This window comes from Luteibacter aegosomatis, from assembly GCF_023078455.1.
In the GTDB taxonomy this organism is placed as follows: Bacteria; Pseudomonadota; Gammaproteobacteria; order Xanthomonadales; family Rhodanobacteraceae; genus Luteibacter; species Luteibacter aegosomatis.
Genome location: NZ_CP095740.1, coordinates 2,555,537 through 2,578,046, shown reverse-complemented (window position 1 = coordinate 2,578,046; position 22,510 = coordinate 2,555,537). Strand labels below are relative to the sequence as shown.

Genomic DNA, 22,510 nt, shown 5'->3' with positions numbered 1-22,510 from the left:
CGCCGGGGTGATGTACGAGGAATACCAGCTCTACGGCGCGCAGGAACAGGCGAGGGGACGCGACCTGGCCGTGCCGGGGCATCCGGCGTCCATCGCCAATCGCGTCTCCTACTTCTGCGATTTCAACGGCCCGAGCATGGCGCTGGACACCATGTGCTCGTCGTCGCTGACGGCGATCCACCTGGCCTGCCACAGCCTGCAACGCGGCGAGTGCGCCGTGGCGATCGCCGGTGGCGTGAACGTGTCGGTACACCCGAACAAGTACCTCACCCTGGCCCAGGGGCGGTTCATCTCCGGCAAGGGACGTTGCGAGAGTTTCGGCGAAGGTGGCGAAGGCTACGTGCCGGGCGAGGGCGTGGGTGCGGTGCTCCTGAAGCCGTTGGCGCAGGCCAAGGCTGATGGCGACCACATCTACGGGGTGATCCGTGCCACCGCCGTGAACCACGGCGGCAAGACCAACGGCTACACCGTGCCCAATCCCAACGCGCAGGCGAAGGTGATCGAGCGTGCGTTGCGCGCGGGTGGCGTGGATGCGCGTCACATCAGCTACATCGAAGCGCACGGTACGGGCACGAGCCTGGGCGACCCGATCGAGGTCGCCGGGTTGTCGAAGGCGTTCGGACAGTGGACGCAGGACAAGGGCTTTTGCGCGATCGGTTCGGCCAAGTCGAACATCGGCCATTGCGAGAGCGCGGCGGGTATCGCGGGCGTCACCAAGGTGCTGTTGCAGCTCAAGCATGGGCAGCTCGCGCCGAGCCTGCATTCGCGAGTGTTGAACCCGAACATCGATTTCGGTGCCACGCCCTTCGTGGTGCAGCAGACGCTGGGCCCCTGGGATCGCCCCGTGATCGACGGCCGCGAACGGCCGCGCATCGCGGGCATCTCGTCGTTCGGCGCGGGTGGCGCCAATGCGCACGTGGTGATCGAAGAGTACGTCGACGCGCTCCGTGAGGAGCAGGAAGGCCCGGCCATGGTGGTGCTCTCGGCGCGTGACGAAGACCGGCTCAAGGAGCGCGCCCGAGCCCTCCTCGACCACCTCACCGTCGCCCCGGCGCTGGCCGACCTCGCGTATACCTTGCAGGTGGGCCGTGAGGCGATGGACGAGCGTCTGGGTCTGCTCGTGCATTCGCTTGACGAACTGCGCGACAAGCTCACCGCCTGGCTTGACGGCGGGACGGCTGAAGGCGTCTATGCGGGCCGCGTCCAGCGCGATGCGATCGCCGAGCTGGGCGACGAGGACCTGGGCGATATCGTCGACGGCTGGATCGCCCGTGGGCGCCACGGCAAGTTGCTCTCACTATGGACGAAGGGCATGTCGTTCGACTGGCGGCGTCTGCATGGCGGGAATCCTCCGCGTCGCATCAGCCTGCCGACGTATCCGTTCGCACGGGAGCGCTATTGGGTCATGGTGGGCCCGGCGACGAACGCGGGTATCGCCATGCTGCACCCGCTCCTTCATCGCAACACCTCGACATTCGCGGTGCAGCGTTTCACCTCGCGCTTCGACGGCGGGGAAGGGTTCTTCGCCGATCATCGGATCGGTGGCTCCGGGGTACTGCCCGCGGCGGCCCAACTGGAGATGGCCTGCCGGGCGGCTCGCGAGGCTTTCGACGACGACGTGCCGCTCACGCTGACGGACATCGCGTGGAAGCGGCCGATCGTCGCCGGTTCGATCGACCTGCACGTGACCCTGGTTCCCGGCGACGACGGTGCCATCCGTTTCGCGATCGCGAGCGAGGCCCCTCATAGCGAAGGCTGGATCGCCGCCGGTGCGCATGGCGGCGACGTGCTCGATATCGCGGCGATACGTGCCGAATGCATCGTGGCGCACCTGGATGCCGCGACCTGCTACGAGCGTTTCGACGCGATGGGCCTGGCCTATGGCCCCGCGTTCAGGGGACTGGGCGGGATCTTCGTCGGTGAACGACGTGCCATCGCCCGCATCGGATCGACGGCGCTGCCCGGCGAGTACATTCTTCATCCGGGCACGGTCGACGCGGCCCTGCAGGCGTCCATCGCGTTCCACGACGACGGTACGACATGGCTGCCCGCGTCGATGGATTCCCTCGAGGTTCGCTCGGCATGCACCGCGCACATGTGGGCCGTTCTGACCCAGCGCGACGACGATGCGCTGGACATCGATCTGTGCGACGAGGCAGGCAAGGTATGCGTCCGCATCCGCGGCTTGGTCTTGCGACAGCCCATGGCCGAGCGCTCGAATGAGCCGCGTCTTACCGGCGCTGCGCACCGGGCTCCCGCGTACGCCGGAGCGACGGCCGTATTGCTGGCGACACCTTCGTGGACGACGCAGCCGGCACGCGGCGTCGCCACCGTTCCCGACCGACGCCTGGTCCTGTTATGTGGCATCGAGGCGAACATTCCCGGCGCCGTTCACGTACCCATCGGTACCGATCTGGCGCAGGCCTACGAATCGGCCGCCACCACGCTGCTCGCATGGCTACCGTCTCCCGGCGCCGCGCTGGTCCAGATCGCGATCCCCGAGGGCGCGGGTGAAACGTTCGTGGGCCTCATGGGCATGTTGCGCACGGCGAGCCTGGAGAACCCGGGTGTCGTCGGCCAGGTGATCCACGTCGGTGCCGGCGGCGATGTGTCGCGTTTGCTCGACGAAAACGCAAGCGCGTCTTCCGGAGCCATCCGGTACGTCGACGGCGTACGACACGTGGCCACGTGGACCGAAGCCGAGTTCCGCTCGGACGTCACGTCCCCGTGGAAGGCCGGCGGTACGTATCTCATCACGGGCGGCGCCGGCGGTCTCGGCCTCATCGTCGCCCGCGACATCGCTCGCCACGCACGTGGCGCGACGCTGATCCTGACCGGCCGCTCGCCGCTCGGCGAGCCGATAGAAGCGAGCCTGGTGGAACTGCGTGCGCTTGGCGCCGTCGCGACGTATCGCCAACTCGACGTCGGCGACCGCGATGCCGTCCTGGCGCTGGTCCGCGAAACGAGCGGGCTCACCGGCATCATCCACAGCGCGGGCGTGCTGCGCGACAGCTTCCTCATCCGCAAGACGCGCGAGGAACTGCACGAGGTCTTCCGCGCGAAGGTCGCGGGCACCCTGCACCTGGACGAGGCGAGCCGCGACCTGCCGCTCGACTGTTTCGTCTGTTTCTCGTCCATCGCGGGCACGCGCGGCAACCTGGGTCAGGCCGATTACGCCGCGGCCAACGCCTTCATGGATGCCTTCGCGCACCGGCGCGCGGCGCTCGTGGCGCAAGGCCTTCGGCATGGCGGCACGCTTTCGGTGGACTGGCCGTTGTGGGAAGAGGGCGGCATGCGGGTGGACGAGGCGACGCGCCGTTACCTCGCCGCCGAGATCGGCATGACTCCGCTGCGCACCGACGCCGGTCTCGCGGCACTCGCGCAGGCGATGGCCTCGGGCGTGCCGCAGGTGCTCGTGGCCGAGGGGGACATGACGGCGATGCGCGACGTGTTGCTCGGCGTATCGTCGAATGCCCACATCGCGGCTCCGGAACCGGCGCCGCCAGCCGACGACGACTTGCGCGAGCGGACGGTACGCCACCTGGTGCGCCTGCTGTCGGCCACGCTCAAGCTGCCGCCCGAGCGCATCGATGCCACGGCTCGGCTCGAGGCCTATGGCATCGATTCGGTCATGACGCTGGATCTGACGGCCCGGCTTGAACAGACCTTCGGCCCGCTGCCCAAGACGTTGTTCTTCGAGTACCAGAGCATCGACGCACTGGCGGGCTATGTCCTCCGTTTCCATCGTGCCGCGCTGGTCGCCTTGCTCGGTCCGACCCTCGCGACGGCCGTTCCCAAGGCTCCCCCGAAAGTGGCGCAGGCGTCCCGCCATCGCCTGGCGTCCCGCTCGGCGCCCGTCGCCGACGAAGGCATCGCGATCATCGGCGTCGCCGGGCGCTATCCGCAGGCGGATAACCTCGAAGCGTTCTGGGCGAACCTCAGCCAGGGGCGCGACTGCATCACCGAGATCCCGGCGGATCGCTGGGATCACACGTTGTATTTCGACGAAGACCGTGACGCGCCCGGCAAGACCTACGGCAAGTGGGGCGGTTTCCTCGATGGGGTGGATCGTTTCGACCCGCGCTTCTTCAACATCTCGCCGCGCGAAGCGGAGCTGATGGACCCGCAGGAGCGCCTGTTCCTCGAGTGCGTGCATGCGACGCTGGAAGACGCGGGCTACACACGCGAGAACGTGGCCGACGACGGCGACGTGGGCGTGTTCGCCGGGGTGATGTACGAGGAATACCAGCTCTACGGTGCCCAGGAGCAAGCGCGCGGCCGTTTCGTCGCGGCACCCGGCAGCCCGGCGTCCATCGCCAATCGCGTCTCCTACTTCTGCGATTTCAACGGCCCGAGCATGGCGCTGGACACCATGTGCTCGTCGTCGCTGACGGCGATCCACCTGGCGTGCGAGAGCCTGGCGCGCGGCGGCTGTGCCGTGGCGGTGGCGGGCGGCGTCAACGTGTCGGTGCACCCGAACAAGTACCTCGTGCTGGCCCAGGGCAAGTTCATTTCGGGCAAGGGCCGCTGCGAGAGCTTCGGCGAGGGGGGCGAAGGTTACGTGCCGGGCGAGGGCGTAGGGGCGGTGTTGCTCAAGCCCTTGTCCCGGGCCAAGGCCGACGGCGACCATATCTACGGCGTGATCCGCGCCACCGCCGTGAACCACGGCGGCAAGACCAACGGCTACACCGTGCCCAACCCCAACGCGCAGGCGAAGGTGGTGGAGCGTGCCTTGCGCGCCGCGCGCGTCGACGCGCGCCATGTGAGCTATATCGAGGCGCATGGCACGGGCACGAGCCTGGGCGATCCCATCGAAATCGCCGGGCTGTCGAAGGCGTTCGGACAGTGGACGCAGGACACCGGCTTCTGTGCCATCGGCTCGGCCAAGTCGAACATCGGCCACGCCGAGAGTGCCGCGGGCATCGCGGGCGTCACCAAGGTGCTGTTGCAGCTCAAGCACGGACAGATCGCGCCGAGCCTGCATTCGCGGGTGCTCAACCCCAACATCGACTTCGCCGCCACCCCGTTCGTGGTCCAGCAGGTGCTGGCCCCGTGGCCGCGTCCGGTGATCGATGGGCGCGAGCGGCCGCGCTTCGCGGGTATCTCGTCGTTCGGCGCGGGTGGCGCCAATGCGCACGTGGTGATCGAGGAATACGTCGATACGCCGCGCGAGGTGCGGGATGGACCGGCGCTGGTGGTGCTGTCGGCGCGTGACGAAGATCGTCTGAAGGAGCGCGCCCGAGCCCTCCTCGATCACCTCGCCGTCGCCCCGGCGCTGGCCGACCTCGCGTACACCTTGCAGGTCGGTCGCGAAGCCATGGACGAGCGATTGGGGCTGCTCGTGCACTCGCTCGACGAACTGCGCGACAAGCTCGCCGCTTGGCTCGGCGGCGAGACGGTCATCGACGACCTGTATCGGGGCCACGCCAAACGTGGCAGGGATGCCCTCGCGGCGCTGGCCGTCGACGACGACATGGCCGCTACGGTGGACACGTGGATCGCCAGGGGCAAGCACGGCCGCCTGCTCGACCTGTGGACCAAGGGCCTGTCCTTCGACTGGCGACGTCTCCACGGCACGAATCCCCCGCGCCGCATCAGCCTGCCGACCTATCCATTCGCCCGGGAGCGTTACTGGATCCCGCTGGGCGCGACGCCGCCCGAGCCGCGGCCCGAGCCACCTACGCCTCCCTCCGTCGCACCCGTCGGCCCACTCGAGGTGGTGTCGTTCCGTCCCGAGTGGACGGCACGGCCTGCCGGTGCGCGGGAGACGTTCGCTTCGCGACACGTCCTGACGCCGTCCATCGGCGAGGACGTGGCGCGCGGTTTCGAATCGGCCGCCATCGAACTGCTCGAACGGCTCCAGTCCCTCGCTTTGCAACCGGGCAGGCACCTGATCCAGGTCGTCGTGCCACGTGACGGAACGATGGCCGGCCTCGTCGGCATGCTGCGCACGGCCCGTCTGGAAAATTCCCGTCTCGTCGGGCAACTGATCGAAGTGGAGCCCGGCCAGGACGTGAACGCGATCCTGCGCGAGAACGAGCACGGCGACGCGTTGGCCGTGCGTTACGTCGGCGGCGAACGCCAGGTCGTGGGTTGGACGACGCTCGACCTGGCCGACGCGCCCGTCTCCCCGTGGAAGGACCAGGGCGTGTACCTGATCACCGGCGGCGCGGGCGGTCTCGGCCTCATCGTCGCCCGGGCCATCGCGCGCGACGTGCGTCATCCGGTGTTGATCCTGACCGGCCGTTCGCCGAAGAACGACGCCATCAAGGGACACGTCCGCCAGCTCGAAACCCTCGGCGCGGTCGTTCGTTACCACGCGCTCGACGTCGGCGATGCCGAGGCCGTCGCCGCGTTGGTGCGAAGCATTCCCGAGGAGTTCGAGAGCCTCGACGGTATCGTCCACGGCGCGGGTGTGGTCCGCGACGCCTTCCTCGCCGCGAAGACGTCCGCCGAACTGCGCGAGGTGTTCCGCGCCAAGGTCGCCGGTACGCTCAACCTCGACAGGGCGAGCCGCGACATGCCGCTCGATGCCTTCGTCTGTTTCGCCTCGGTGGCGGGCGCGCTGGGCAGCGTGGGACAGGCCGATTACGCGGCGGCCAATGCGTTCATGGACGCCTTCGTCCATGAACGCACGCGTCGCGTGGCGAACGGCGAACGCCACGGCCGATCGTTGAGCATCGACTGGCCGCTGTGGGCGGAGGGCGGCATGCGGGTGGACGCGGCCGCGCAGGCGATGATGGCCCAGCACCTGGGCATGCACCCCCTGTCGACGGACGACGGCATCCGGACATTGCGCCGGGCCTGGTCGTCCGCCGAGCCGCACGTGCTCGTCGTCGGCGGCGACGCGCAACGCATCCGAGAGGCCGTGCAGGGCATGCCGGCCTCGGCACCCGAGCCCGTCGTGTCCGGCGTGCCGGTCGAGGCGCAGGTGAGGCAGGCGCTTGGAGAGCTCGTATCGTCGCTGATCAAGGTCAGGCCGGAAGACCTCGACGGCGAGACGACCTTCAACGAGTACGGCTTCGATTCCGTCTCGCTCACCGAATTCGGCAATGCGCTGAACCAGCGTTACCGGTTGAGGCTGACGCCGACGATTTTCTTCGAGTATCCGACCATCGACGGACTGTCGGCGTACCTGGTACGCGAACACGACAGTGCGTTCGCGCCGGCGGTGGCCGTCGCCACGATCGACGCGACCACGCCTTCACCGGTGCGTTCGACGGCGGAACGTGCCCCGGCGACGGACGAGCCGGTCGCCATCATCGGCATGAGCGGCCAGTTCCCGCAGGCCCGCGACATCGAGGCCTTCTGGGACAACCTCCGCGAAGGCCGCGACTGCATCGGCGAGGTGCCGCCCGACCGCTGGAACTGGCGTGAACAGCCGGGCGAGTCGGCGCGATGGGGCGGCTTCATCGACGGCGTCGACGAATTCGATCCGATGTTCTTCGGTCTCTCCGCCCGCGAGGCGGAACTGATGGATCCGCAGCAACGCCTGATGATGATCCACGTGTGGAAAGCGTTGGAGGACGCGGGCTACGCTGGCCCCGCGCTCGCCGGCAGCGACACCGCGATCTACGTCGGCACGGGCGCCACCGGCTACGGCACGCTGGTGAATCGCGCGGATCTCGGCGGAGAGGCCTATGCCTCGACGGGCGGCGTGCCGTCCGTGGGGCCCAACCGCATCAGCTTCCTGTTCGACTGGCACGGACCCAGCGAGCCCGTGGAAACGGCATGCTCCAGTTCGCTGGTGGCCCTGCGTCGCGGCGTCGACGCCATTCGCAACGGCGATGCGCAGGTGGCGGTGGTCGGTGGGGTCAACACCATCGTCACCCCGGAGGCGCATGCCAGCTTCGGCAAGGCCGGCATGCTCAGCCCCGACGGCCGCTGCAAGACGTTCTCCGCCGAGGCCAACGGCTACGTGCGCGGCGAAGGCGTGGCGATGCTGGTGCTCAAGCGGCTCTCGGCCGCCGAACGCGACGGCGACACCATCCACGGGCTCGTGCGTGGCGTGGCTGAGAACCATGGCGGCCACGCCAACTCGCTGACCGCGCCCAATCCCAAGGCCCAGGCCGATGTCGTGCGCAAGGCGCTCGCGCGGGCCGGCGTCGACCCGCGCACGGTGACCTGCGTGGAGGCGCACGGTACCGGCACGCGCCTGGGCGATCCGGTGGAGGTGCAGGGGCTCAAGGCCGCCTTCGGCGGCGACGTTGGCGCACCCTATTGCGGACTGGGCTCGGTCAAGACCCACATCGGTCATCTGGAACTCGCCGCCGGCGTGGCGGGCGTGGTGAAGGTGCTGTTGCAGATGAAGCACCGCACGCTCGTCGGGAACCTGCACGGCGAAAGCCTCAATCCGTTCATCGAACTCGACGGAAGCCCGTTCTACGTGCTGCGCGAAAATCGCGAATGGACGCCGTTGCGCGATGCCGACGGAAAGGCGGTACCGCGGCGCGCCGGGGTAAGCTCGTTCGGTTTCGGCGGCGTGAACGCGCACGCGGTGCTGGAGGAATACCTTCCCCGGGCCACGGCCTCGACGACGCCCACCGGTCCAACGCTGGTCGTCCTCTCGGCACGCGACGACGACCGCCTGCGTGAGCAGGTGCGCTTGCTGACGGCATTCGTCTCGCGCCACGACGTACCCCTCGCCGATCTCGCCTATACGCTGCAGGTGGGGCGTGAAGCGATGGAGGCTCGCCTCGGCCTGATCGTCGACTCCATGGACGACCTGCGCGAGACGTTGCGCCGGCTCGACGCGGGCGCGCCGGACGGCGACCGGGTGTTCCGCGGCACCGCGTCGCGCCATCCGGCCGACGCTGCCGGCACGCCCGTCACGCCGCAAGATCGGCTGCGACGCTGGGTCGATGGCATGGACGTCGATTGGCATGCGTTTTATGGAGCGAACCACCCCCGTCGCGTCAGCCTGCCCACGTATCCCTTCGCGCGCGATCGTTACTGGGTGCCGACGAAAGCGAGCGTCGCCCCCATCGAGGACACCCCGTCGACGGGCGAGGCGTGGTGGCTGATGCCGACGTGGGACGTCATCCCGGCCGAGGCGACGGCGGTACACGCCACCCCTGCGGGAAAGGTCTCGATCCTGGGCGGCACGCCCGCCCGTCGCGAAGCCTTGCTGCGCCAGTTGCCGGGTGCGTCGGTGCTGCACCTTCCGGCCGAGGCGGACATCGATGCCCGCCTGCGCGCGCATGGCGCCATCGACCGGCTCGTCTGGTTGCTCGATGACGGACATGTGGCCGACGACGAAGACTTGATCCAGGCGCAGGAACGCGGCGTGATCGAGGCGTTCCGCGTCGTGAAGGCCTTGCTTCGCCTCGGTTACGACCGACGGCCGCTCGAGTGGACCATCGTCACCTCCGGCGCGCAGGCCGTGCACGCCGCCGACGCCACGAACCCCGGTCATGCCGCGGTACACGGGTTCTTCGGTTCGGTGGCGAAGGAATTCGCGAACTGGCGGGTCCGTCTGCTCGACATGCCGTCGATCGACGCATGGCCCATCGAATCGATGTTGCGGCTCCCGTTCGACGCCAGTGGCGCCACGCGCGCATGGCGCGGCGGGCAGTGGTTCCGCCAGGGCCTCGCGCGCGTGGAGGCCGGCACGCTCGAATCGCCCGGAGACGCTTACCGGAACGGCGGCGTCTACGTGGTGATCGGCGGTGCCGGCGGCATCGGGCAGGCGTGGAGCGAACACCTCATACGTCACCACCAGGCACAGATCGTATGGATCGGCCGACGCCCCGAGGACGAGACCATCGCCCAGGCGAGGCAGCGCCTGGGCAGGCTCGGCCCGACGCCGCTCTATCTCATCGCTGACGCCTCCGACCGCCATGCGCTCGAACGCGCCCGCGATGCGGTGCTCGCCCGGTTTCCCGCGATCCACGGCGTGGTGCATGCGGCGATGTCGCTGCTGGACCGGAGCGTGGCGCAGATGGACGAGGCGCGCCTGCGGGCGGGACTGGCCGCGAAAATCGATGCCAGCGTGAGGATGGGGCAGGTGTTCGGTGGCCTCGCGCTCGACTTCATGCTGTTCTTCTCCTCGCTGATGAGCTTCACCCGTTCGGCGGGGCAGGCCAACTACGCCGGCGGATGCACGTTCAAGGACGCGTACGCCATGCACCTGGCCAACCGCGTGCCGTACCCGGTGCGGGTCGTGAACTGGGGCTATTGGGGTCACGTCGGCGCCGTCGCTTCGCCGGCGTACCGCGAGCGCATGGCTCGCCAGGGCATCGGTTCCATCGACGCGGCCGAAGGCATGCGCGTGCTCGACGTGCTGCTGGCCGGCCCGATGCGGCAGCTGGGTTTCATGAAGACGGTGCAGGCCGACGCTCCGGGGGACGTGCTCGACCGGATGGGCGGCCAGCGGGTGTCGGTAAGCCCCGTACGCTATCCGTCGCTTGCGTCGAAGGTCGTCGCGGCGGCGTTCCCGGGCGATGCCGCGCGGTTGGCGCAAGAGGCAGGGGACATCGATCGTCTCGCACTGGCCGTCCTGGGTGACGAACTGCGGGCGCTCGGGTTGACCGATCCGAAAGTGGCCGAAGCATGGCATCCCCGGCATGCCCGATGGCTACGCCACAGCCTCACCGTCATTCCTGCGCACGCAGGAATCCAGGGCTCCGGTGTCGGGGGGAGCGACCACGTCCGCACGCAGGAGCGACGCGAGGGAGCCTGGGCGGAGTGGAACGCACGAAAGAGTGAGTGGACCGGGGAGAACCACGTACGTCGCGCCCAGGTCACGCTGGTCGACACCATGCTGCGTGCGCTTCCGGCCATCCTCCAGGGACATGTCGAGGCGACCGCGGTGATGTTCCCGGACTCCTCGATGCACCTGGTGGAAGGCGTCTATCGCGGCAATGCCGTGGCCGACTACTTCAACGACGTGCTGTGCGACGCCGTCGTCGACTTCGTCGCGGCGCGACTGCGTCACGATCCGGGAGCCCGCATCCGCATCGTCGAGATCGGCGCGGGTACCGGCGGCACCTCGGCGCGCGTGCTCGAGCGACTGGCGCCGTACGCGACCCATATCGAGGAATACGCCTATACCGATCTCTCGCGCGCTTTCCTGCACCACGCCGAACGCCGGTTCGGCGAAGCCCATCCCTTCCTGGCCTATCGCCTGCTCGACATCGGCCAACCGCTGGAGGGGCAGGGCATCGACGCGGGGAGCTACGATCTCGCCATCGCCACCAACGTGTTGCACGCCACGAAGGACATCCGCGAGAGCCTTCGCAACACGAAAGCCCTGCTGCGCACCCATGGCCAGCTCGTGCTCAACGAGCTGAGCGGTTGCGAGCTGTGGGCGCATCTTACCTTCGGCCTGCTGGATGGATGGTGGCTCTACGAAGACGAGGCGCTGCGCATCCCGGGTTGCCCGAGCCTCTCGCCGCGACGCTGGGCGGACGTGCTGGGCGAAGAAGGGTTCGGTCATGTCCATTTTCCGGCCGAGCGGTCGCACGAGCTCGGCCAGCAGGTGATCGTGGCGGAGAGCGACGGCGTAATCCTGCAACGCAAGCGGGTCGTCGCGCGTGTTGCCGCCGCTCCGGTCCGGGGCCAAGTCGTCGTCGCGACGGATTCGCTGCGCGACACCTGCCGTGCGCGGCTCGGAAAACTCGTCGGGCGTGCCCTGAAGATGCCCGCCGAGGACATCGATACCGCCATGGGGCTCGACCGGTACGGCCTGGATTCGATCCTCGTCCAAGAGGTGACGGCCACCCTGCGAACGGCTTTCGCCGACGTGGGGATGGATGAGGCCGTCACGTCCACGCTGTTCTTCGAGTACCCGAACATCGACGCGCTGGCCGATCATTTCATCGAAGCGAATCCGGGCGCGATGATGCGCTGGCTCGGCATGGAGACCCCTGCCGCGCCTTCCCATCCGATGCTGCACCGGGAGGTGTCCGAGGGACGCTTCGAAAGCCGGTTCCGCGGCGACGAATTCTTTCTCGCCGATCACCGGGTGCAGGGCAGGCGCGTGCTCCCCGGCGTGGCCCACCTCGAAATGGCCCTGGTGGCCGCGAAGGCCAAGGGCCTGAGAAAGGTCGCGTGGGTTCGCCCCGCGATCGCCGGTACCGACGGCCTGGCCGTGACGCTGGCCGTGCAAGACGGCGGCTTCAGCTTGCGCGGTATCGATGGAGCGATCCACAGCCAGGGCAGCGTGCATGCCGGACCGGTCGTGGCGGCGCCACGGCACGATCTCGGCGCGTTGCGCGCGCGATGCGCGGTGGCCCATGCCGGCCACGAGCGGTGCTATGCCATCTTCGAGCGCAAAGGGCTGGATTACGGACCGGCGTTCCGTGGCCTGGACGAACTCTTCATCGGCCATGACCAGGTGCTGGCGAAGATATCGCTGCCCACCCCGACGCCGCTCGACGGTTACCTGCTGCCTCCGAGCCTGCTCGATGCGGCCTTGCAAGCCTCGCTGGGCCTTTACCTGACGGCGGGTGCGGAGGACGACATCGCCCTCGCGCTGCCCTTCGCCGTGGATGCCGTGGACGTGCTGTCACCCTGCCAACGCGACATGTGGGCGGTGGTCCGCTACGCCGACGTCGCCACGGACCGCGACGGCATCCGAAAGATCGATATCGATCTCTGCGATCCGACGGGTGCGGTCTGCGTCCGTCTGGAAAAGCTCAGCCTGCGCCTCTTCGACCCCCAACCGACACGCGACACGCCTACCGACACGGACTCCGCCGACATGAACGATTCCACGGGCATCCACTCCACCGGCGGGCGCGAAAGCGCCGCGTCGCCGTCCGTCGCCGCCAGCGCGCTGCGCGACAAGGGCATCCTGCATGTCAGGAAACTGATGAGCCGGACGCTAGCGCTGCCGCTGGACGCCATCGAGGCCACCATCGGGTTCGACGAATACGGCATCGATTCCATCGCGGTCATGGAGCTGACCAACGCGCTGCGCGAGGTGTTCGGTGCCGAGCACGTCGGTACGACGCTGTTCTTCGAACACCGCGACATCGAAAGCCTGGTGGAGCATTTCATGCGGGTGGACGAGCGTGCGCTCGCGCGCTGGACCGGCCTCGATGGCAACCGTGCGCTCGCCGATGCGATCGGCACCCGCTCCTCCGGCAGCGAGCCTGCTGCCAAACGTGAAAGCGAGTCCCCTGCCGAAGGGATGGGCGCCGATCGCCTCGGCGAAACGGCGCAGCGGGTTGCCCCGACCGTCCCGTCCGTACCGGCCGCCCCGACGACCTTCGACGTGGCCATCGTCGGCATCGCCGGCCGGTACCCGGGCGCGAACGACGTGCGCCGGTTCTGGGACAACCTCGCCGAAGGGCGGAGCAGCGTGCGCGAGGTGCCGCCGGAGCGTTGGGACCACGCGCGTTTCTTCGACGAGCGCAAGGGCCAGCCGGGCAAGACCTACACCCGATGGGCCGGGCTGCTCGACGACGTGGAAGGCTTCGATCGGCTGTTCTTCAACATCACGCCGCGCGAAGCGCAACTGATGAGCCCGCAGGAACGCCTGTTCATGCAGGAGGTGTATGCGGGCATCGAAGACGCGGGCTACACGCCGGCCAACCTGAGCGCGAGCCGCAAGGTGGGCGTGTTCGTGGGTGTGACGAACGAGCATTACGCCACGGGCACGCGCTTCTGGTCGATCGCCAATCGGGTCTCGTACCTGTGCAACTTCCAGGGCCCCAGCCTGGCGGTGGACACCGCGTGCTCCTCGTCGCTGACGGCCATCCATCTCGCCGTCGAGAGCCTGCGCGGGGGGGACAGCGAGGTGGCCATCGCCGGTGGCGTGAACCTGATCGTGGCGCCCACCCAGCTCATCGACCTGGCATCCATGACGATGCTCTCGGCCGGTGACGCCTGCCGATCGTTCGGCGCCGGCGGCGACGGCTTCGTGGATGCCGAGGCGGTGGGCGCGCTCGTGCTAAAGCCGCTGCATCGCGCGGTGGCCGACGGCGACCACGTCTACGGCGTGATCAAGGGCAGCGCGATCAATGCCGGCGGCAAGACCAACGCCTACCTGGTACCCAACCCGAACATGCAGGCGCAAGGGGTCGGTGATGCCCTGCGCCGCGCGGGTGTCGATGCGCGCGCCGTGAGCTACGTGGAGGCGCAGGGCACGGGTAGCCTGCTGGGCGATCCCATCGAGGTGGCGGGCCTGTCGAAGGCCTTCCGTCAGTGGACGAAAGACAGGCAGTTCTGTGCCATCGGTTCGGCCAAGTCCAATATCGGCCACAGCGAGAGCGCGAGCGGCTTCGTGGCGGTGAGCAAGGTGTTGATGCAGATGGAGCACGGCATGCTGGCCCCCAGCCTGCATGCCGAAACGCCCCACCCGGAGATCCGTTTCGCCGATACGCCGTTCTTCGTGCAGCAGACGCTGGCCCCGTGGCATCGCCCCGTGATCGAGGGCCATGAGCAACCGCGTACCGCGGGCGTTTCGTCGTTCGGCGCGGGCGGGGCGAACGCCCACCTGGTGATCGAGGAATACGTGGCGCCCGCCCGTTTCCACGCGCGATCCGGCCCGGCGATGATCGTGCTGTCGGCTCGCGATACCGAGCGCCTGAACCAGCGTGCCCGCGACCTGCTGCGACACCTCGCCGTCGCCCCGGCGCAGGCCGAGGCCATGCGCCCCGGCCAGCACCGGGACGACGAGCTGGCGGACATGGCGTATACCTTACAGGTCGGCCGCGAGCCGATGGAGGAAAGACTCGCGTTCCTCGTGGAATCCCTCGACGCGCTGCGTGACGGACTCGCCGCTTTCGTCGACGGTCGCCACGACGTCGACGGCATGTACCGCGGCCAGGCCGCGCGAAAGACCTATGCCATGCTTTCCGACGACGACGACATGCAGGTCGCCGTGCAGGCCTGGGTGGCCAAGGGCAAGTTCGGCAAGCTGCTCGACCTCTGGGTGAAGGGCTTCTCGTTCGACTGGAACGCGCTGTATGGCGAAGGCTCGATCCGCCCGCAACGCGTGAGCCTGCCGACCTATCCGTTCGCGCGCGAGCGCTGCTGGACCGATGTCCGCTACCCCGACCTGATCGACGCCCTGCCGGAAGCGGGGGCCGTTCGCCGTGACGCCCCGGAAGACATCGCCACCAGCGTGGCGGGTGGGTCCGACGAAGAGCGCATGATCCGCCTCTGGAAGACCTTGCTCGGCCGTCCCTCGATCGCCCTCGACGACGATTTCTTCGAGATGGGGGGCAACTCGCTGCTGGCGACCCAATTGGCCGGTCGCATCCGCGACGAGTTTGGCGTGGAGGTGCCGGTCGGTACGATGCTCGAGGCACCCACGGTGGCGAAGCTCGTCGCCCGCCTGAAGCCGGCCGAGGCCACGGACGAGGCTTTCCCGCTGTCGTTCGCCCAGCAGCGGCTCTGGTTCCTCGATCAACTGGAGGGCGCCAATCCGACCTACAACATCCCCAGTGCACTGCGTCTCAAGGGAAAGCTCGACAGCGACGCCCTGCAGGCGGCCCTGGACGGCGTGATGGAGCGTCACGACGCGCTGCGCGCGCGCTTCGACAGCGTCGACGGCGCGCCGGTGCAGCGCATCGGTTCGAACCTTCCGATGGCGTGCGTCCGGCACGACCTCGAAAGCTTCTCGCCGAAGGAGCGCGAAGCGAAAACGCGCTGGCTGATGCTCGACGAGGCGCGCACGCCGTTCGATCTCCAGCATGGACCACTCATCCGCAGCCGCCTGCTGAAGCTCTCGGCGGAGGAGCACCTGCTCCTGCTGACCATGCACCACATCGTGTCCGACGGCTGGTCGATGGGTATCCTGCTGCGCGACCTGGGTGCGATCTACGCCAGTCGTGCGTACGGTGCGCCGCTGTCGCTACCCGAGCTGCCCATGCGCTTCGTGGACTTCGCCCGCTGGCAACGCCAGTGGCTGAGCGGCGACGTGCTCCAGCGGCAGCTGGATTACTGGAAGCGACAGCTCGCCGGTAGCCCCACGCTGCTGACCCTGCCCACCGACCGGCCCCGCCCGGCGGTGCAGGGGCAGGATGGCGCGGCCGTGGCCTATGCGGTTCCGGCCGCGCTGACCGCCAGGTTGCAGGCGCTCAGCCGCACGTCGCAATGCACGCTGTTCATGACGCTCTGTGCGGCGTTCAACGTGCTGCTGGCCCGATATTCGGGGCAGGACGACATCTGCATCGGCACGCCCATCGCCAACCGCCAACGCAGCGAGATCGAAGACCTGATCGGATTCTTCGTCAATACGCTCGTGCTGCGCACGCAGGTGGACCTGCGCGCCAGCTTCGCGGAACTGCTCGGTCGCGTCCGCACCGTCACGCTCGATGCCTACGAGCATCAGGACGTCCAGTTCGAGCAGCTCGTGGGCGCGTTGCAACCGGAGCGCCACACCAGCTATACGCCGTTGTTCCAGGTGATGATGGTGCTGCAGAACGCGCCGCTGGACCTGACCCTGCCGGGGCTCGAGCTCGAACTGGTGCCGCACGAAAACGTGACGTCGAAGTTCGACATCACCCTCAACCTCGGGGAAGGGCCGCAGGGTCTGGTCGGCTATATCGAGTACAACACCGACCTGTTCGACCAGCGCACGATCGAACGCATGGCCGGCCACTTCACCCACCTGCTGACCGCCATCGTGGAGCATCCCGAGCGCGCGCTCGGTGAGTTGCCGATGATGGGCGAGGCCGAACGCAGGCAGCTGCTGTACGGTTTCAACGATACGGCCCGGGTCTACCCACGCGTCGGCCCGCGGACGCACACGCTGCACCAGTTGTTCGAGGAGCAGGTCGAACGCAGCCCCGGCCGCGTGGCCGTGGTCTTCGGCGATGCCTCGCTCACGTATGCGCAGCTCAACGCGCAGGCGAACCGTCTCGCCCGCCACTTGCGCACGCTGGGCGTCGGGCCCGACGCGCTCGTGGGCCTGTGCACCGAGCGCTCCCTGGAGATGATCGTGGGGCTTTACGCGATCCTGAAGGCCGGAGGCGCCTACGTACCGCTCGATCCCACGTATCCGGCGGACCGCCTGGCGACCATCGTGGAGGATGCGAAGCCGGCGGCGATCCTCACCCAGCGCCATCTCCGCGACGTGGCCCCGTCGATGCCGGGCGTGCCCATGCTCGGTCTCGACGACGAGTCGTCGGCATGGTCGGCCCACGATGACGCCAACCTCGCCAACGCCACCGGCCCCGATCATCTGGCCTACGTGATCTACACCTCCGGTTCCACCGGCAAGCCCAAGGGCGTGGGCATCGAACACCGGGGTATCGTCAATCGCCTGCAATGGATGCAGGAGGCATATGCGCTGACCGCCGTCGATCGCGTATTGCAGAAAACGCCTTTCAGCTTCGACGTGTCGGTGTGGGAGTTCTTCTGGCCGCTGCTCGAAGGCGCCACCCTGGTGGTGGCCAAGCCGGGCGGCCACCAGGACGTGGCCTACCTGGCCGACCTCATCGACGCGCAGGGCATCACCACCGCGCACTTCGTGCCGCCGATGCTCGACGTCTTCCTCAACGAGGTGGAGCCGGGAACCGGCCGCTCCCTGCGCCAGGTGATGTGCAGCGGCCAGGCCCTGCCGCTGGAATTGCAGGAGCGCTTCTTCGCCACCTGGGACCACGTGGAACTGCACAACCTGTATGGCCCGACCGAGGCGTCCGTCGACGTGACGTATTGGCCGTGCCGAAAGGACAGCGCGCTGAACATCGTGCCGATCGGTTACCCCATCGCCAACATCCAGATCCATATCCTCGACGACTTCCTCAACCCGGTGCCGGTCGGCGTGGTGGGGCATCTCTACATCGCCGGCGTCGGCCTGGCGCGGGGCTACGTCAACCGACCCGACCTCACCGCGCAGGCCTTCGTGCCCAACCCGTTCAGCACGGTGCCCGGCGCTCGCATGTACCGTTCGGGCGACCTGGCGCGTTACCTGTCCGACGGCACGATCGAATACCTCGGGCGCAGCGACCACCAGGTGAAGATTCGCGGCCTGCGCATCGAGTTGGGGGAGATCGAGGCGACTCTCGCGGCCGTGGACGCCGTGCGTGACGTGGTGGTGCTGGCCCGGCCGGACGAACGCAACGTCCCGCGCCTCGTGGCCTATCTCGTGGGGCACGACGGGAGGACCTTGCCCGATGCCGCGACGCTGCGCCGCACGGTCGCGCAGAGCCTGCCCGACTACATGGTGCCCGAGTACGTCGTCGTCCTCGACGCGATGCCCCTGACCTCGAACGGCAAGGTGGACCGCAAGGCCTTGCCGGCGCCCGACATGGTGCATGACGAGACCGCCTACGTCGAACCGCGCACCGATACCGAAAAGGCCATCGCGGCGGTCTGGGGCGAGCTGCTCAAGGTGGAGAAGGTCGGCGTGGCCGACGATTTCTTCGAGCTGGGCGGCCACTCGCTGCTGGCGACGCAGCTGGTATCCCAGCTGCGCAAGCGCCTGATGGCCGAGATCGAACTGCGCGACCTGTTCGCGTATTCCACGCTCGAAGCGCTGGCGTCGTTCGTCGATGCGAAGTCGGTCGTTCCCGAACCGGAGAGCGTGGCCATCGCCCTGGCAGACGAGGAATCTTTCCCGTTGTCGTTCGCGCAGCAGCGACTTTGGTTCCTCGACCAGCTCGAGGGGCAGGGACCGACCTACAACATCGCGGCGGCGGTACGCCTGAAGGGTCGGCTGGACGTGGATGCCTTGCAGGCGTCCTTCCATGGCCTCATGGACCGCCACGATGCGTTACGCGCACGCTTCGACAGCGTGGAGGGCTCGCCGGTGCAACGTATCGCGGCGAAGATGCCGTTGACGTTCACCCTGCACGACCTGGGCTCGCTCTCGCCGAAGGAGCGCGAGGCGAAGACGCGTTGGCTGATGCTCGACGAGGCTCGCACGCCGTTCGATCTCCAGCGCGATCCGCTGATCCGAAGCAGGCTCCTGCGCCTGTCCGGGGAAGATCACCTGCTGCTCCTGACCATGCACCACATCGTTTCGGACGGCTGGTCGATCGGCATCGTGGTGCGCGACCTGGGTGCGATGTACGCCAGCCACCGTTTCGGTACGCCGGTCGCCTTGCCCGAGCTTCCCATGCGCTACGTCGACTTCGCCCGCTGGCAGCGCGAGTGGTTGACGGGCGACGTGCTGGAGGGGCAGCTCGCTTACTGGAAACGGCAGCTGGCCGGCAGTCCCACGCTGCTGACCTTGCCCACGGATCGTCCGCGGCCGCCGGTGCAGGGGCAGGACGGCGCGGCGCTCGCCTACGCCATTCCCGCCGAACTCGGCACGAAGCTGCAGGCCTTGAGCCGCAGGTCGCAGTGCACGCTGTTCATGACCCTATGCGCCGCGTTCAACGTGCTCCTGGCCCGCTACTCGGGCCAGGACGACATCTGTGTCGGTACCCCCATCGCCAACCGCAACCGCAGCGAGGTCGAAGACCTCGTCGGATTCTTCGTCAACACGCTGGTGCTGCGCACGCGGGTGGACTTGCGCGGCGGCTTCGGTGAACTGCTGCGGCAGGTGCGGGCGACCACGCTCGATGCGTACTCGAACCAGGACGTGCAGTTCGAGCAGCTTGTGGGCGCGTTGCAACCCGAGCGGCACGCCAGCCATACGCCGTTGTTCCAGGCGATGCTGGTGCTGCAGAACGCGCCCCTGAACCTCGCGTTGCCCGGCATGGAGCTGGAGTTGATGCAGCACGAGATCGTGACCGCCAAGTTCGACATCACGCTCAGCCTCATGGAAGGCCCGCAAGGCCTGCATGGCTGGTTCGAGTACAACACCGACCTGTTCGACCTGTCGACCATCGAGCGGATGGCCGGGCATTTCACGAACCTGCTCAGGGCCATCGTGGCCGAGCCCGACAGGGCGCTCGGCGACCTGCCGATGCTGGGCGAAGGCGAGCGCAGGCAGCTGCTGTACGGTTTCAACGATACGGCCCGGGTCTACCCACGCGTCGGCCCGCAGGCGCACACGCTGCACCAGTTGTTCGAGGAGCAGGTCGAACGCAGCCCCGACCGCGTGGCCGTGGTCTTCGGCGATGCCTCGCTCACGTATGCGCAGTTCAACGCGCAGGCGAACCGTCTCGCCCGCCACCTGCGCATGCTCGGCGTGGGTCCCGACGTGCTCGTGGGCCTGTGCGCCGAGCGATCCATGGAGATGGTCATAGGCTTGTACGCGATCCTGAAAGCCGGGGGCGCCTACGTGCCGCTCGATCCCACGTATCCTCTGGATCGCCTGGCGACCATCGTGGAGGATGCGAAGCCGGCGGCGATCCTCACGCAGCGGCATCTCCGCCACGCGGTGCCGACGATGGCGGGCGTGCCCGTGGTGGGCCTCGACGACGACCGCGACGACTGGGCCGGGCAGGGCGAGGACGATCTGGCGCACGCCACCGGTCCGGACCATCTCGCCTACGTGATCTACACCTCCGGTTCCACGGGCAAGCCCAAGGGCGTGGCCATCGAGCATCGCGGCATCGTCAACCGGCTGCAATGGATGCAGGGCGCCTATCCGCTGGTGTCCACCGACCGCGTCCTGCAGAAAACGCCCTTCAGCTTCGACGTCTCGGTGGGCGAGTTCTTCGGACCTCTGCTGGAAGGCGCCACGCTGGTGCTCGCCAGGCCGGGCGGTCACCAGGACGTGACCTACCTGTCCGAGGTGATCGACGCGCAGGGCATCACGGTGACGCACTTCGTGCCGCCGATGCTCGACGTCTTCCTCAACGAGGCCGAGCCGGGCACCGGCCGCTCCCTGCGCCGCGTGCTGTGCAGCGGCCAGGCCTTGTCGATGGAATTGCAGCAGCGCCTTTTCGCCGTCTGGGATCACGTGGAACTGATCAACCTGTACGGCCCGACCGAAGCGTCCGTGGAGGTCACCCATTGGCCCTGCCGCAAGGACAGCACGCTCAACGGCGTGCCGATCGGCTACCCCATCGCCAACATCCAGATCCATATCGTGGACGACTTCCTGCACCCCGTACCCGTCGGCGTGGTGGGTCATCTCTACATCGCCGGCGTCGGCCTCGCCCGCGGTTACGTCAACCGGCCGGAACTGACGAGCGAGGCGTTCGTGCCGAACCCGTTCAGTACGGTACCCGGCGCGCGCATGTACCGCTCGGGCGACCTGGCCCGGTACCTGCCCGACGGCGCGATCGAGTACCTGGGGCGCAGCGACCACCAGGTGAAGATCCGCGGGCTGCGCATCGAGCTGGGTGAGATCGAATCGACCCTGGCCGCCGTGGAGGCCGTGCGTGACGTGGTCGTGCTCGCGCGGCCCGACGAGCGGAACATCCCGCGACTGGTGGCCTACCTCGTGCCGCACGACGCACAGACCTTGCCCGATGCGGCTTCCCTGCGCCGCATGTTGTCGCAAAGCCTGCCCGACTACATGCTGCCGGAGCACTTCGTCGCGCTCGAGGCGATGCCCCTGACTTCCAACGGCAAGGTCGACCGCAAGGCGCTTCCGGCGCCTGAAGCGACCCAGGGACATGCCGTCCGCATCGCTCCGCGCACGGCCACCGAGAAAGCGGTCGCGGCGCTGTGGAGCGAATTGCTGAAGGTGGAGAACGTGGCCGTCGCCGACGACTTCTTTGAATTGGGCGGTCATTCGCTCATGGCGACGCAGTTGGCCTCGCAGTTGCGCAAGCACCATATGGGCACCGTCGAACTGCGCGACCTGTTCTCGCATGCCACGCTGGAATCGCTGGCCGCCTTCATCGACTCGAAGAAACGCGCCGGTACGCATCCCAACCTGGTGCCCATCCGCCCGGCGGGACGGTCCATGCCGCTGTTCCTCGTCCACCCCATCGGCGGAGGCGTGCAATACGCCTTCGACCTGGCGCCTTATCTCGATCCGGAGCAACCGGTGTACGGTTTGGCCATCGGCGAGATGCCGCATGCCAGCATCGGCGCCATGGCGGCGGACTATCTCGAGGCCGTGCGCCAGGTGCAGCCGTCGGGCCCCTACGCGCTGGCCGGCTGGTCGCTGGGCGGCATGGTGGCCTACGAGATCGCCCATCGCCTGCACGCGGCGGGCGAGGAGGTGCGCTTCGTCGGCATGATCGATACCAGCAGTCCGCCGGTGCGCGCACGATCGACGGCCGAGCATCCGGTCAGGTCGAGCGCATGCAGGGCGTTGCTGAACTGGCTGCTGGATATCAACGCGGGTGGCCCCGACCCGTCGTCGCACCCGGCCTATCCCGAACTCGCCGCGCTGGCGGCCCGCGGCGACCTCGACGCCATGATCGCCGGCTGCCGCAAGGCGGCCTTCGTGCCCGAGCACCTCGACGTGGACGACGTGAAGCGTTTCGTGGGCATCTACCAGACCAGCGGAAAGGCCGGCGACGAGTACCTGCCGCCGATGGCGAAGCTGCCCGTGACGTTCTACGCCGCCGACCGCCGGGAAGGCGAAGACGCGAGCCTGGGCTGGCAGGACCTCATCGGCAGGCACCTCGACGTGGTGCGCATCGGTGGCACGCATACCTCGATCGTGCGTCCGCCGCTCGCCGATCGCCTGGCACGCGACATCTCCCAGCGCATCCGCAACCACGCGGCCCATGCGGCGCGGACGGCGACCACCCCATGA

General features: G+C 68.2%; 1 protein-coding gene (only partly in view). It reads left to right on the top strand.

The annotated features are described in order from the left end of the window. A protein-coding gene (locus L2Y94_RS11475; protein ID WP_247366569.1) for a non-ribosomal peptide synthetase crosses the window boundary here: on the top strand, positions 1-22,510 show its 3' portion. It extends 12,011 nt beyond the left edge of the window; only the last 22,510 of its 34,521 coding nucleotides appear in the window; the start codon falls outside the window, past its left edge; the stop codon is at positions 22,508-22,510.